12 protein-coding genes are annotated in these 14,522 nt (G+C 34.2%); 10 read left to right on the top strand and 2 right to left on the bottom strand.

Going from position 1 to position 14,522, the window contains the following annotated elements; translation table 11 throughout:
• Positions 1-118 precede the first annotated feature (118 nt).
• From AZF04_RS18030 to AZF04_RS18015, 4 genes are all read left to right on the top strand, one after another.
• On the top strand, positions 119-1,060 hold the full coding sequence (locus AZF04_RS18030) for a bile acid:sodium symporter family protein (protein ID WP_061949961.1): 942 nt from the start codon (positions 119-121) through the stop codon (positions 1,058-1,060).
• A gap of 102 nt (positions 1,061-1,162) precedes the next feature.
• On the top strand, positions 1,163-2,656 hold the full coding sequence (locus AZF04_RS18025; protein WP_061949960.1) for a UxaA family hydrolase: 1,494 nt from the start codon (positions 1,163-1,165) through the stop codon (positions 2,654-2,656).
• Between the two features lie 15 nt (positions 2,657-2,671).
• The gene (locus tag AZF04_RS18020) at positions 2,672-4,183 is read left to right on the top strand and encodes a tagaturonate reductase (RefSeq protein WP_061949959.1); all 1,512 of its coding nucleotides are present in this window, start codon (positions 2,672-2,674) and stop codon (positions 4,181-4,183) included.
• An 817-nt stretch (positions 4,184-5,000) separates the two neighbouring features.
• Complete coding sequence (locus tag AZF04_RS18015) at positions 5,001-6,791, top strand: methyl-accepting chemotaxis protein (protein WP_061949958.1); 1,791 nt, start codon at positions 5,001-5,003, stop codon at positions 6,789-6,791.
• A gap of 473 nt (positions 6,792-7,264) precedes the next feature.
• Here AZF04_RS18015 and AZF04_RS20815 read toward each other — a convergent pair whose 3' ends face one another.
• Positions 7,265-7,402, bottom strand: coding sequence for an FbpB family small basic protein (locus tag AZF04_RS20815; RefSeq protein WP_081766782.1), 138 nt, complete (start codon positions 7,400-7,402; stop codon positions 7,265-7,267).
• Between the two features lie 207 nt (positions 7,403-7,609).
• Here AZF04_RS20815 and AZF04_RS18010 point away from each other — a divergent pair, with 207 nt between their 5' ends.
• From AZF04_RS18010 to AZF04_RS18000, 4 genes are all read left to right on the top strand, one after another.
• Positions 7,610-8,035, top strand: coding sequence for a hypothetical protein (locus tag AZF04_RS18010; protein WP_061949957.1), 426 nt, complete (start codon positions 7,610-7,612; stop codon positions 8,033-8,035).
• A gap of 182 nt (positions 8,036-8,217) precedes the next feature.
• Positions 8,218-8,370, top strand: coding sequence for a thymidylate synthase (locus tag AZF04_RS21315; protein ID WP_144203197.1), 153 nt, complete (start codon positions 8,218-8,220; stop codon positions 8,368-8,370).
• A 546-nt stretch (positions 8,371-8,916) separates the two neighbouring features.
• Positions 8,917-9,297, top strand: a complete 381-nt coding sequence (locus AZF04_RS18005) for a hypothetical protein (protein WP_045489578.1) — start codon at positions 8,917-8,919, stop codon at positions 9,295-9,297.
• A 438-nt stretch (positions 9,298-9,735) separates the two neighbouring features.
• Positions 9,736-10,551 carry a YfkD famly protein gene (locus AZF04_RS18000; RefSeq protein ID WP_061949956.1) on the top strand — a complete coding sequence of 272 codons (816 nt, stop codon included), beginning with the start codon at positions 9,736-9,738 and terminating at the stop codon, positions 10,549-10,551.
• Positions 10,552-10,593: 42 nt separating this feature from the next.
• Here the strand turns inward: AZF04_RS18000 and yfkAB are convergent, their stop codons facing one another.
• Positions 10,594-11,739 (bottom strand): radical SAM/CxCxxxxC motif protein YfkAB, encoded by a 1,146-nt coding sequence (yfkAB, locus tag AZF04_RS17995; RefSeq protein ID WP_061949955.1) that lies wholly within the window; start codon positions 11,737-11,739, stop codon positions 10,594-10,596.
• A 240-nt stretch (positions 11,740-11,979) separates the two neighbouring features.
• Here yfkAB and AZF04_RS17990 point away from each other — a divergent pair, with 240 nt between their 5' ends.
• Together AZF04_RS17990 and AZF04_RS17985 are read left to right on the top strand one after the other, a co-directional pair.
• Positions 11,980-12,168: an SE1561 family protein gene (locus AZF04_RS17990; protein ID WP_045489587.1), complete on the top strand. Its 189-nt coding sequence runs from the start codon at positions 11,980-11,982 to the stop codon at positions 12,166-12,168.
• Positions 12,169-12,641: 473 nt separating this feature from the next.
• A complete protein-coding gene (locus tag AZF04_RS17985; protein WP_045489590.1) occupies positions 12,642-14,186 on the top strand; it encodes a fumarate hydratase in 1,545 nt (514 codons plus the stop codon).
• The last annotated feature ends 336 nt before the right edge of the window (positions 14,187-14,522 follow it).

Here is a 14,522-nt window from a genome sequence, read left to right as displayed (position 1 = left end):
TACTTCAATTATAATGAGGAATAAGTTTTCCTTTTTATTTATTGTCACTTATTTACGGTAGGTAATTAAATAAAACACTTCTTCATTTATTCACACCTTATGGAAAGAAGCTGAAAAAATGTTAGTGAGATTAAACAAATGGTTGGAAAAATTTCTTCCTATAATTACGCCGATATGTGTTATGATCGGCGTTTTTTTATCAGAAAGAGTAGAATTTTTAGTTTTTTTAGTTCCTTATATCTTTGCTGTTATAACATTAACCAGTAGCTTAGGTATTCACCCGAAAGAGTTATATCATGTTTTTAGACATCCTTTAGCGCTTTTTCTTAGTCTTTTTATTTTACAAGTTTGTATGCCATTCTTAGCCTTTTTAGTTGGAACGGCTTTATTTGGAGAAGAGATGGCTACGGTAACGGGTTTAGTATTAGCTTTTGCTATCCCAACGGGCGTTATTAGCTTAATGTGGGTTACTATTTATGGTGGAAATCGCTCTTTAAGCTTAGCTATAATACTAGTAAACACTTTGTTATCACCGATTATAGTACCATTAACTCTATCTATTTTTATTGGTTTCGCAGTAGAAATGGATACCTTTGGGTTAATCTGGGGATTGTTAAATATGGTCGTATTTCCATCTTTGCTGGGGATGATGATTAACTACTTCAGAAAAGGAAAAGTAGAACCATTAGTAAAACCATTAGCCCCCTTTTCAAAATTTGGTATTATGTTTGTAATTATTATTAATAGTTCAGTAGCTGCTCCCTATTTAAAACAATTTAATTTGAATCTGCTCCTCATTTTACTATCGGTCTTGAGTTTAGCTCTTTTTGCTTATGTATTAGGGTTTTTTATTGGTAAGATTACGAAAATAGGAGAAGCAGAAACGATTAGTATTATGTATAACTCAGGTATGAGAAATATAGGGGTTGGCGCTGCATTAGCTGTTTTATATTTTCCGCCACAAACCACGTTACCTGTTATTATCGGTACATTATTTCAACAAATTATTGCAGCTTGTTGCGGGAAGCTTATAGAAAGAAGAGCAAAAAAAAATAAGTAATGAGGCCCCTTGGGAAAGAATTGACTTTCAGACTAAATATTATTAAACTTGAAATAACAACGTTGTTAGAAGTGAGAGCTTCTAAAAGGAGGAGACGATAGGATGAAACCAACTTATTTAAAAGTTCATCAAGATGATAATGTGATTGTGACATTACAAAACTATCAATCTGGGGATCAAATTACGATTGATTCAGAGACTATTATCATTAAAAAAGATACTCCAGTCGGTCATAAAATAGCGATAAAACCAATTACTCCAAAGGCTAATATCATTAAATATGGTTTTCCAATTGGTCATGCTAAGAAGGCCATTGAAATCGGTGATTGGGTTCATACTGAAAATGTAAAGACCAACTTAGAAGGTACGTTAAATTATGAATATAACCCAAAAGAACGTGAGCTTCCAGAGGTTGAGGAAGAACGAACTTTTATGGCTTATAAAAGAAATAATGGTGATGTCGGAATCCGTAATGAGGTATGGGTAATTCCTACGGTAGGATGTATTAATAAAACAGCAGAACTATTAACAAAAATGGCAAATGAAGAAAATCGTCACCAAAGCTTCGATGGTGTCTTTCATTATCCACATCCATTCGGGTGCTCCCAATTAGGGGATGACTTAAACTTCACTCAAAGAATCCTGAGCAATTTAGTTCAACATCCGAATGCGTCTGCCGTTCTTGTTCTAGGTTTAGGGTGTGAGAATAATCATATTAAAGAATTTAAGAAAGTACTAGGAGACTATGACTCTCAATTCATTAGATTTTTGGGTGTACAAGAAGCCGGAGATGAGCTAGAGGAAGGCCTAGAAATATTAAATGAGTTAATTGAAGGCGTTTCCAAACTAGAAAGAGAAGAAGTACCTTTATCTAAATTAAAAATTGGATTAAAGTGTGGAGGCTCTGATGGTCTTTCTGGAATAACAGCCAACCCTTTAGTCGGAGCATTATCTGATACTATTATTTCACATGGTGGCTCGACCGTTTTAACAGAGGTTCCAGAAATGTTTGGTGCCGAAACGATATTAATGGAAAGAGCCAAGAGCCAAGAGGTATTTAATGATATTGTCACATTAGTCAATGATTTCAAAGAATATTTTATAAAACATGACCAGGTTGTATATGAAAACCCATCTCCTGGGAATAAAGATGGAGGTATCACAACTTTGGAAGAGAAATCTTTAGGCTGTGTGCAAAAAGGTGGATTTTCAAAAATTGTCGATGTTCTTCCATATGGAGGACGGGTAAAAGAAAAAGGCTTAACACTTGTCCAGGGGCCAGGAAATGATTTGGTGTCCGTTACGGCTTTAGCAGCATCGGGAGCCCATATTGTACTATTTACAACAGGGAGAGGTACTCCTTTTGGTGGTCCAGTACCAACTGTTAAAATCTCTACAAATTCAAGGCTCTATCATAAGAAGAAAAATTGGATTGATTTCAATGCGGGAGAATTAGTTGAAGGTAAACCAATGGAGCAATTAAATAAGGAACTCTTTAACTATATAATTGATTTAGCCTCAGGTAATATTAGAGCAAAAAATGAGCAGTTTGGATTTAAAGAAATAGCCATTTTTAAAGATGGTGTTATTTTATAAGCAGGAGGTAAAGAGATGGAGAGCTTAAATAAGAAAGTTGCTATCGAAAAGAAAGAACGAATCAATTATCAATCACTCGACCACTTACCAGAAAAGGTCCTGCAATTTGGTGAAGGAAATTTTCTAAGAGGGTTTACTGATTGGATGCTTCAACGCTTAGTAGAAGCAGATTTATTTCAAGGAAGGGTCGTAGCCATTCAGCCTACCCCTCATGGAAAAGTAGTTCCAAAGCTTAATAATCAGGATGGACTTTATACACTCATTTTAAAGGGAATAGAGAATAATGAAATTGTCGATAAAACGGAAATAATGTCGATTATTTCGAGAGGTATTAATCCTTACGCTGACTGGAAAGAGGTTTTAGAAGTAGCTGCGAGTGAGTCTGTTGAATTTGTTTTTTCAAATACAACAGAGGCAGGTTTAACTTATTTAAAGGAAAACTATAATGAAAACGAATCTCCACTTTCATTTCCCGGAAAGCTTGTTGCCTGCTTATATCATCGTTATCAAACCTTTAAAGGTGATCCTGAAAAAGGGTGGGTAATATTTCCTTGTGAATTAGTAGAAGGAAATGGAAAGCTTTTAAAGGAAATTGTTATACAGTTAGCAGAAGAATGGGAATTTGGTACAGATTTTATTGAGTGGTTAAATCACAGTAATCAGTTTTGTGATACATTAGTTGATAGAATTGTGACAGGATATCCTAAGGATGAAATAGAAGAATATCAATCAAAATTAGGCTACAGTGACCAATTATTAACGGTTGGAGAGCCGTATCACTTGTTCGCAATTGACGCTGATGAGAAAATTGCACAATCTATTCCCTTTGACCGTGCAGGTTTAAATGTCAAATGGGGAGATATTACCCCATTCCGTGAATTAAAGGTAAGGCTGTTAAACGGTCCTCATACATTAATGTTTGCAGTAAGCTATTTAACAGGAGTTAATACAGTATTAGAAGCAATGGAGCACCCATTGTTACGCAAATTTGTAGAAGTAGGCATGCTTCAAGAAATTTATCCATTTGTTAAAATGGAGGAAAACGAAAAGAAGGAGTTTAGTGAAGCGGTTATTGAGCGTTTCTTAAACCCTTTTAATAAACATCAGTTAGCAGACATTGGTTTAAATGCAGCTTATAAATTTAAAACAAGGTTATTACCAACATTACTTGAGTTTGAAAGCAGTCATGCAAAGCTTCCAAATGCAATTGTTTTTTCTTTAGCTGCTTTGCTTGCTTATTACAAACCTAAACAAAAAGAAGGTGAGTTCTTTATTGGAGAAAACCAAGGCAGGACTTATCAAATTAGAGATAACCCTGAAATATTAAGTCATATTGAGCATGGGTGGCAGAAAGTTGAAAGAGGAGAACTCGAGCTCCGCTCATTCATTCAGCAAATTTTTGCTGACAGCCGTATTTGGGGGCAAGACTTGAACGAAATAAAGGATTTAACAGAACAAGTGAATACTTACCTAAGTGAAATCACTCATAGAGGTGTGGAAAAGTCATTAGAAACCTTTTTTAATTAAGAATGTGGACCAATACGGATGAATAAAGAGCTCCACACATGTTAGGTGCCTGGCTGCTTGCTCTACCAATATACTCCGTGTCTGGTGGGAGCCGCCAAACTAAAAGTGGATTTGGCCATCCTCATTCAACTGAAGTCTTCGTGCTTTGTGTCCGTTAGATTACACATATTCAAAAGGACCTTGCTTTTTATAAAAGAAGCAAGGTCCTTTTCATGTTTTATGTATGCATTCAATCCACTCCATTTCAAGCTTCGTTAATTAGGCTTATTTAAAAATAAGCTTTCCTCGAGGTGCTAAGATTCTCAATTCCCACTATACCCACTAATTTTAGTATGTTTTTTATTTTCGATTCGCTTTTTTGTATAAAAAGGTCTTGAATGTTTCTGAATTAACTTGTTAATTGTAACGGTAGGTAGTGACTCCAAAAGGATGAGTGCCGTTTGAAGATCCACTCTGACGAAGCTCAGCGTAGTTAGCTGAAAACAAGCCCTTGGGAAAGCATCTACCTAAAGTGGAAAAACCTAATCGTTCGGTTTTCATTATAAGATAGGAATGATGAAATGGATTCAATCATACTTTGTAGCGATTATACTGTGTATGAATGCCAACTACTTCGGTGAGTTTTTTGATACTTTTTAAAATGTATTCGCTCTCATTCGGTTTAAATAACCGCTTTCGTTTTTTGTAGGTAGAATATCTTACAAAAATCGCAATTTTACAACGACAATAGGATTATAGTTGTGTTATCATATAGAAAAATACTGGGGAGTTCCTATAAAATCTCTAATTTTTAGGATGAAAGGAGTGGTCTTATACAATGAAAATTTGGAAAGGTCGATTAAAAAATAAACAGAAAAATAAGCCCCATAAAATGAAGAGAGATTGGCTACAGAAGATTAACATAAAGGGTTTTAAGGATATTAAATGGAGTTTAGGTAATAAACTAGTCACCTGTTTTGTCATTGTTTCTGTTTTATTTGCAGTAGCCAGTGCCGTAAGTCTTTATTCGATTAAAAAAGTAGAGAGCACCTATCAATATATGAGTGAAAACGTTGAAGTTATGGGGCAAAAGGCGTTGCAGGTTCAGGTAGGCTTACACCAGCAAGCAAGCTTAATTCGTGGGTACATATTAACAAATGACCGTGGAATGCTATCTGAATTTTATTCGATTAATAGTGATAATAATACGGAGATTATTGCGGCGAAAACCCTTTTAAACGAAGAAAGTATAAATGCACAATTTGATCAGCTTCTAGCTATGAATGATGATTATGTAAATATTGCAAATAATGTGGTTAATCAATATAGACTTGACCAAGAAGGTGCTTTAAATTTAGCAGCGAATGAATTAGTGCCTTTTGAAAATGAAATGAACACAGTGATCGATTCATTAGTTTTAGAAAGTAACAATCTAGCAGAAAATTACTCAAATGAAGCTTCAAGTCAAACGAATTTCGGTGTTTTGATTACCATTGGTATTTCTGCCATTGCATTGCTAGCGGCTATTATTTTAGGAGTTTACTTAACGGTTTCGATAACTCGCCCACTGAAACAATTAAAGACGGTAGCAGAAGAAGTCAAAAATGGAAATCTAGCGTTTGAAACAAACATTCAAAAAAGAACAGATGAGCTTGGTGACCTATTTAGCTCCATTATGTCAATGAAGGATAATTTAAGAGATTTAATTGGTAAAATATCTGTTAATGCGAGCCAAGTAGCAGCATCATCAGAAGAATTATTAGCTAGTGCGGAGCAAACCTCAAAAGCAACCGAACAAACCTCTTCATCTATAGAGGATATTACAAAGGGAGCAGAGCAGCAAAACCGAGCTTCTAATCAAAGTGTGGATACATTGAAAAAAATAAACGAAGATGTTAGTCAAATAGCTAAACATTCTAATGTGATTGATGAAGAAGCGAATCAAACATTAACCTATGCAAATGAAGGAAATCAATATATCCAAGATACGGTTGAAAAAATGGATGCCATTCAAGATTCAGTTGTTCAATCTGATCAAGCCATTTATGCATTGTCAAATAGTAGTAAAGAAGTTGGGCAAATCATCAATGTCATTAGTAATATCGCTGACCAGACGAATTTATTAGCTCTAAATGCTGCGATTGAAGCAGCAAGAGCAGGTGAACATGGAAAAGGTTTCGCGGTTGTCGCTGATGAGGTGAGAAAGTTAGCCGAGCAATCAGCACAATCTACTTTACAAATTGATGAAATTATTACCGAAATGCAAAATGGTTCCAATCATTCTGTTTCGATGATGGCTGTTGTAAAGGATGAAGTAAAAGAAGGAATTGTATCTGTTACAGAGGCAAATTCAAAATTTAAACTCATTATGAATTCAATGGATCAAATGGCAACCTTAATAGAAGAAATGAATCAAAGAATTCAAGGGTTAGTAACGCAATCGACTAATGTTATGGGTTCAGTTCAAGAGATGTCAGAACTTGCAAATGAAACGACTGAGCATTCAGCTACTGTTAGTGCAGTTGCGGAAGAAACACTTGCCTCAATGGAAGAGGTAACCTCATCTGCTCACTCTTTAACATCGCTTGCAGATGATTTACAAATGAGAATTCAAAATTTTAAGCTTTAGACTTTCTTTTATAACCATTAAGCAAAATAAAAGTAGAATGATTTTGAATAGAGGATTGGACAAAATCTGATGTGCAATGGATGCATACACAAAATAACTAATAACGAACAGGACCTTACTTCTTATAACGAGAAGGAGGTCCTGTTTAATTTGTAGATTCTTCTCTTTTTGGAATACTTAATATAGCGTATACAAGTCACGGAGATTATAGTGGGATGAAGTGGCCATAGCTAAATCCAATTTTTAAAAAAGGTAGTTTGGCGCGACCCCACAGAATACAGAATGTCTTGAGGGATCGAAAGCTGTACACCTAACCTCTGCGGAACTCTTCATTCATGCTTATTGTTCTAGGTTGTTTTTATTATAAAAATAATTATATCTACAAAAAACAAATGGAATAGTCGTAAAGAACTATTCCTACATAAACTTTAATCTAATTTTTATTAAACTTCAAAAAACAAAAAAAGAGCGATTTATTTGTTATCTTTATAAGTTTGCTCGTTTCTTTCATCGATTCTTTTCTCTATCTCTGAAAGAGCTTCAGGATCGTTTAGTAAATTCTCCTTATTTTTTTCAATTAATTCTTCTAACGTTATAAATTGTCTTCTCAATTTTTCCACCTTTTTTCCTATTGAATTATTACTTCCTTTATTATAACAAAAAATTAAAATAATAGTAGAAAGAGTTGTTACAATTATTAGAAAAATTAATAAATTTATAATTAAGATTTTATGTAAAATTATCAAAAGTAATGAAAAGGTATATGACAAGTTAGGGTTTCGTATAAATAAAAGAATGATAATAACTAGTGATTGGATGTGAGGATCACGAATATTTTTCGAGTAATAAATGAACAAGAATTAGAAAAATTATTTCAAACTGAAAGTCCAGATATTTTAACATTAGATTATTTGTCCACTTTAACGAAAAATTCTGTAACAAAAAATTTGTGGCAGCAGCTTATAGCTTATCGAAAACAACATTACGCATGGTTGAAACAATTTTATTATCAATTAAATGGGGAAATGCCTCAGGTTAATCAAAATACATTTGTAAAACCAACTTCTTATTTAGAAGGAATCAAGCAACAGGTAGAAAATTATCAGCAACGTTTAAAACAACTAAAAATAATGCAAACCAATTCTAATACATCTTTTGAACAACAATATTTAAATATCATTATTCAATACTTTGAGTACGAGGGATTGATTTTAACCGAAATAGAAATTATGCAAAAAAGATAGATAGTATGGAAGTAGAATGGGAAGTAAATAATGAATACGACTATTTTATTAAATCTGATTAAAATCACTTTACAAATGAATGATAAATTGTTAGAATATTTTTAACATTAGTTATTTTATTTTTTTGTTAAACATCTGAGCGAGTGTTCGGTCAGTTAAAAAATGATGAAGGGGAGAGAAGCATGACTGTGTATGAGAAGAAAATGATAGAAGATATTCAAGAACAAATTGAACGTTTGTCAAGAGAGCTAAATAAATTAAAAGAATCTCCTCGTCCTGTCTCAGAATTTGAACGATTAGAGACTGATGATTTCTTACTACAAACATATAATTAAAAGGATATAATCCTTATAATAAAGAAAATTTTACAGTCACTTAAATAAGTGGCTGTTTTGTATTTTTTAAAGTTTGTTTAAAATATGGCAATAAAGGAAAAAGGTTGATAAGAAATAAATTACATAAGTGAATTTCATAATTGCTCTATAAGTGAATAAAACTGAACGTTTATTATAAAATATTTCTTGAATGCTTGTGAATTAACTTGTTGATTGTAACAGTAGGTAGTGACTCCAAAAGGATGAGCGCCGTGTGAAGATCCACTCTGACGACGCTCAGCGTAGTTAGAGTTAGCTGAAGACAAGCTTGGGAAAGCATCTACCTAAAGTGAAAATCAAAAACCTAATGTTCGGTTTCATTATAAGATATGAATGATGAAATGGATTCACATAAATAACTTTGGGAAAGAATGATAAAAAGAAGCTGGTATGAATTTGTTAAGATAAATTTAAATATGTAGAAAGTTAAAGATCCTGCTCCTCTTATTTTCAAATGACTATAATATTGGTAAAATATTCTTAATATAAAAAGGATGGTGTCGTGTAATGGGTGATTTGGACAAGCAGTTTTGTGAAAACAATAAATGTTCAAAAGTTAAAGTGGGATTATTCGTTGGAGCTGCAGCACTAATAACAGCTGTTATGTTAAAAAAGGATTGGCGAGATAAGGTAGTATATGAAGCGAATCAACTAAAAAATTGCACGGCTGAAACGTATTCATTCATACGTGATAATCGTGAGCAGATTGTAGAACAGGTCAGAATAACGGCAAGTGAAGTAAGTGAAGTAGTAAAAGGAATAAGTGAAGATGTAAAAAAAATAGGAGAGAGTGCAGCTCATTTAAAGAGTAGCTCTGAAGATTTCATTAAAGTAACGAAAGAAACCGCTCAAGATATGAAGGATTTAAAGTTAAAAAAAGATGAATAGTATTAAAAAACGAGGTTATTATAATATCGAGATGCACGATTTAATCGTCTCTCAACTATCTAATCACTAATGTCTACGTTCAAAATGCAATAGGACTAGAACCATTTTTGATATGGTTACCGATGAGGTGATTCCATTGAATAGGGATATTGAATTTTCATTTTGAATATCAAAATAAAATGAGGTGTCTCCAAAAGACAAAAATCGTTTCGACCCCACATTGTTGATTGAATAATAGCTGTGATTAGTGAAGGTGGTCACTTTAGGTTGACCACCTTCTTTATATTTGGCATTTTTCGACTATTTCCGAGGAAATAGTTATTTTTTTTGAAGTGATTGAATGAAGAATGATAATTGCAGTGATAGTGGATAATTTATCTTGAAATGCTCAAACTATTCTTAATCAATGGAATAACCCACTAGAAGGAGGAATAATCGATGAAACGTTTCATCGCTATAGCCATAATTTGCTTAATAATCAATCCATTCACTGTATTGGCAGCTAATGAAGAAAAACCAAATGACAATCAAGATACAAAAGTGTTTGAAGTACCTAATTCAGTACTTAATATCGCTAAAGATAATACATTTACAAACCCGACTCAAGAGCTTCCTTATTTACAGCCGAGTGAGCTTGCTCAAAAGCTTATTGAAACAAGTGAAAAGGTTAGTATTGAGAATCCTGACTTAGTAAAAATTTTAAACGAATCCGCGATTCAATATCCTAAATTAGCGATTGGTTTTAGAGCGTCTGTATATTTAGGAGAATGGCCTCTCTCATATGTATCTGAATCTACTGAAGTAAATTGGGAGTACCAAAAAGTAAATACGAATTATTTTGATAATCGAGGCGGAACGGCTGTTCAGAAATTGACCTATAACCAAGAGCAACAAAAGAAGATTTCAGGAGGTTTAACAGCAAAGATTCCAAACAGTGAAGCCGTCCAAAAAATGATGATGATAAAAGCGGCAGAAGTGACAAAGCTTCCTTTAGCTTTTGATACAGTTATTGGTCAAGGTACAAAGAAAGCACAAACTTATAATATATCTCCAAAACAAGTTGGTTACCTTTATAGTTTTGTCCCAGCTGTTCATGAAGCAGGGAAAGTTACCTATGGTGAAGTGTATTTAACCTTCAAAGGTGGAAAAAGTAAATTGGAAGTGAGAAATGTGACGCAGCAGGGAATTGGCGCTTGGATTCCTATTCAAGATCACTTATCGTTTACGTTTATGGCAGGCAATCAGCCTAGATAAAAAACAAGCGCATCATAGAGGAGGATGCGCTTGTTTTATTCATTAGATATTGGTGGAGCGAGTGAGAAAGTCTACAGAACGGTAATAAGCATCTTTTACTAAAATATTCGGACCTAAGCACTGAACGGTAGGACAGTGACAGCTTAATGTTTTAGAAATCTCGCTTTTCCTCCATTTTTGATAGGCGTCAGGTAATGTTTGAGACTGGATATTACCTAATGAAGGGGTATCTCCAAAATCTGTTACAATTATTTCTCCATTGAAAATATTTACATTGAGTCTAGAACGACCATCTGGATCATTTCTTAAAGTAACATTTTCTTCGTTATAAAGCCTTTGTTGTAATTGTAAATCCTCTTGATTTGCACTGCATGGATAAAACGGTAATGTACCGAATAACATCCAAGTATTACGATCTCTAGTGTCTAAAAGACGTTGTATACCGCTACGAATATCATCTAAGGATGCAACCTCTAAACTTTTAGCCATATCATCATTATGGTCCTGGCTTAAAAAACCTGAGGGGTACATGGGATGAATTTCGTGTCTTGCACAGCCCATTTCCTCTACGACTTGTTTATGAATTTTTTCAATATAAGGAAGGGTCCTGCTATTAAGCATCGTTTCTGCAGACACTAAAACCCCTCTTTCAGAAAGTGCTTTTGAGTTACTAATCATTCTATCAAAAAGAGATTTTCTCTGTTCTCTAGATGTTTTTCTTTGACTATAAGCAAAGCCTACATCAATAAATTCATCAACTGTAATCCAGTTATGAGAAATATGAAGAACATCTAAATAAGGAATAACTAGCTCATATCTATCTAATGGTAAGGTTAGGTTTGAATTAATCTGAGTGTATATGCCTCTCTCATGAGCATACTTAAGTATAGGTACTACATAATTTTTAACAGATTTCATATTCATCATGGGCTCTCCACCGGTGATGCTAATGGTTCTTAAAGTAGGGATTTCCTCTAGCCTTTGGATGATAAGCTCTATTGGCAAAGCCTCAGGATCTGTATAGTCTAGATTTTGGCCTACAGCACAGTGAGCACACCTCATATTACACATATTTGTAGTCGTAAATTCTATGCTTGATAAGACCTGTTCTCCAAATTTATTGACATCTAGATAAGCCTCCCAAGCATCATTAGCAGGTGTTTGTCTGCTTTTTAATTGGTTGATCATGTTAACTACTCCTATCTTAATTATCATTTATCATTATGAATACACTCGTTACCTTATGTCAATGAGTAAAATCCAACTTAGTTTGAGGTTGCTTCCTTTTTAGGAGTTTTAATAAAGAATGATCGATATGTTAAGTGAAAAGTTCTTCCATTGAGCTACTTCTATAAATTTGTTACACTATGGAATATGATTCGTAACTGTCGTTATTTTAATTTAAGAATAAAGGGAGCGTAAAATAATATGGGTGGAGCCGTACATGATAAATCAGAGCAAAAGAATTATTTACAAGCACGATTTGAAATGGTGTTAACCATGCTTGAATCTATTAATCCAGAAGAAGCTGGTGTTGAAGAAATAGATCGTTTAATTGATATGCTAGATGATATTGAAAATAAATGTAAACAATTTAGACATGACTGGAAAGAATAGAAGAAAGAGTACTTTTTGAATGGTGCTCTCAAGTGATAACAAAACCGTCTTTGAGAAATGGCTCTCAAAGGCGGTTTAATTGTTTATGTGGGATAACTCTACAGATGACCCCAAGGATTTATAAGAGCTTAATGTGAAGAGAGGAATCCACATAGAGACGGTAAATATCTTCTGAAAAAGCCTGCTACTGGCTAAATACTCTAATAAAAAGATGAGTTGTTTATTTTGGTTAGTAATACTCAAACGATGTTGTAGAGCTTTTAATTATTTAATTACAGCTTCTAATCAAGTTAATGAGCATATCTAAGCGTTTCCATTTTTCACTTTAAACAATTTAAATCTAGCAGTATAATAATAAGGTAGGTTTATATATTTCTATCTAAATAGAGTATTTTAGGTTAAGCTAATTCTTTTCCTTTTTACTCATTCATATTAAGAAGTGACTGATTTTTAAGATAAGGGAGCTGGATATTGTGGAGAAATTGCAAGATAGTATTTATCAATTAATAGTAGAGACCTCAACTAATTTACCAAATGATGTAAGGAGAGCCATTAAAGCAGCAAAAGAAAAAGAAAATGCTGGTACACGTGCTGCTTTGTCATTAGGCACAATAACTGAAAATATTGAGATGGCTGATGAGAAAGTTTCTCCAATTTGCCAGGATACAGGAATGCCAACTTTTGAAATTAAAGTGCCGGTTGGAGTTAATCAAATTCAGTTTAAGAAAACCATTCACAAGGCTATTGCTTTAGCGACTAAAGAAGCAAAGTTACGCCCAAATTCTGTTGATTCTTTGACGGGGAAAAACTCAGGGGACAACTTGGGCGAAGGGACACCTGTTATTCATTTTGAACAATGGGAAAAAGATGAAATAGATGTTCGTTTAATTTTAAAAGGTGGAGGCTGTGAAAATAAAAACATACAATACAGCTTACCTACAGAACTAGATGGCTTGGGAAGAGCTGGGCGTGATCTGGATGGAATCCGAAAATGTATTATGCACTCTGTATATCAGGCACAAGGGCAAGGCTGTAGTGCAGGTTTTATAGGTGTTGGAATTGGAGGAGACCGTACAACAAGCTATTCGTTGGCAAAAGAACAGTTATTCCGTACAGTGGATGATCAAAATTCAAATGCAGACTTACAAAAATTAGAAGAGTACGTGTTGGAAAATGCAAACAAGCTTGGAATTGGAACGATGGGCTTTGGCGGAGAAGCTACTTTATTAGGCTGTAAAATAGGAGCGATGAACCGCTTACCAGCAAGCTTCTTCGTCTCCGTAGCTTATAATTGCTGGGCATACCGTCGACTGGGTGTTGTATTAAATAGCAAGACTGGTGAAATACAAAATTGGTTGTATAAAGATGGAGAAAAAGTAGAATTAAATCAAAGTAACGAAGAAGTGGCAGCAGCTGCTGAAGAAAAAGAAAGTGTAAGAGAAGTCGTTTTAGAAGCTCCCATTACAGAGGAGAAAATTCGTGAATTAAAAGTAGGAGATGTCGTTATTATAAATGGAATGATGCATACTGGTCGAGATGCCATTCATCACCATCTTATAGATCACGAGGCTCCAATTGATTTAAATGGGCAAATTATTTATCATTGTGGTCCTGTTATGGCAAAAGATGAACAAGATAACTGGATTGTGAAGGCTGCGGGTCCAACAACAAGTATTCGTGAAGAACCATACCAAGGTGATATTATGAAGAAATTCGGGATCCGAGCAGTTATTGGAAAAGGTGGAATGGGCCCTAAGACACTAAAAGCATTAGAAGAGCATGGAGGAGTCTATTTAAATGCTATTGGTGGAGCTGCTCAATATTACGCAGATTGTATTAAAGGAGTAAAAGGTGTTGACTTAATGGAGTTTGGCATACCAGAAGCGATGTGGCATTTAGAAGTTGAAGGATTTGCAGCAATTGTTACGATGGATTCTCATGGGAATAGTTTACATGCAGATGTCGATAAATCTTCATTAGAGAAACTAGCACAGTTCAAAGAACCTGTTTTTAAATAATGGTATAAGTTTCAATTCCATAGGCTGGGACAAAAGCTGTTAATGGTATGTATTGAATGCATACACAACAACCGGGACCTTCCTTCTTATTAAAAGAAGGAGGGTCCTGTTGATTTTATAGATACTCTATGAATTACGTAATCTAACGGTTGATAAAGTGTCATATACCAAAATCTACTTTTATAAAAAAGTTAGATTAGCACCACAAATGGACGCGAGGTCTTAGGGGGCAAACAGCCTAAAACCTAAATCATCTACGTACCTTATTCATGAGTATTAACTCACCCTTTTTTTATTCAGTTAAGCTAATCTATCAAAATGTCTTGAATGTTTGCG

The organism is Alkalihalobacillus trypoxylicola (assembly GCF_001590785.1).
In the GTDB taxonomy this organism is placed as follows: Bacteria; Bacillota; Bacilli; order Bacillales; family Bacillaceae_D; genus Alkalihalobacillus; species Alkalihalobacillus trypoxylicola.
This window is presented reverse-complemented; position numbering and strand designations above follow the sequence as displayed.

Coding starts and splice junctions, on each gene's coding strand:
- AZF04_RS18030 (WP_061949961.1), top strand. CDS start 119: ATGTTAGTGAGATTAAACAAATGGTTGGAAAAATTTCTTCCTATAATT.
- AZF04_RS18025 (WP_061949960.1), top strand. CDS start 1,163: ATGAAACCAACTTATTTAAAAGTTCATCAAGATGATAATGTGATTGTG.
- AZF04_RS18020 (WP_061949959.1), top strand. CDS start 2,672: ATGGAGAGCTTAAATAAGAAAGTTGCTATCGAAAAGAAAGAACGAATC.
- AZF04_RS18015 (WP_061949958.1), top strand. CDS start 5,001: ATGAAAATTTGGAAAGGTCGATTAAAAAATAAACAGAAAAATAAGCCC.
- AZF04_RS21315 (WP_144203197.1), top strand. CDS start 8,218: ATGACTGTGTATGAGAAGAAAATGATAGAAGATATTCAAGAACAAATT.
- AZF04_RS18005 (WP_045489578.1), top strand. CDS start 8,917: ATGGGTGATTTGGACAAGCAGTTTTGTGAAAACAATAAATGTTCAAAA.
- AZF04_RS18000 (WP_061949956.1), top strand. CDS start 9,736: ATGAAACGTTTCATCGCTATAGCCATAATTTGCTTAATAATCAATCCA.
- yfkAB (WP_061949955.1), bottom strand. CDS start 11,739: ATGATCAACCAATTAAAAAGCAGACAAACACCTGCTAATGATGCTTGG.
- AZF04_RS17990 (WP_045489587.1), top strand. CDS start 11,980: ATGGGTGGAGCCGTACATGATAAATCAGAGCAAAAGAATTATTTACAA.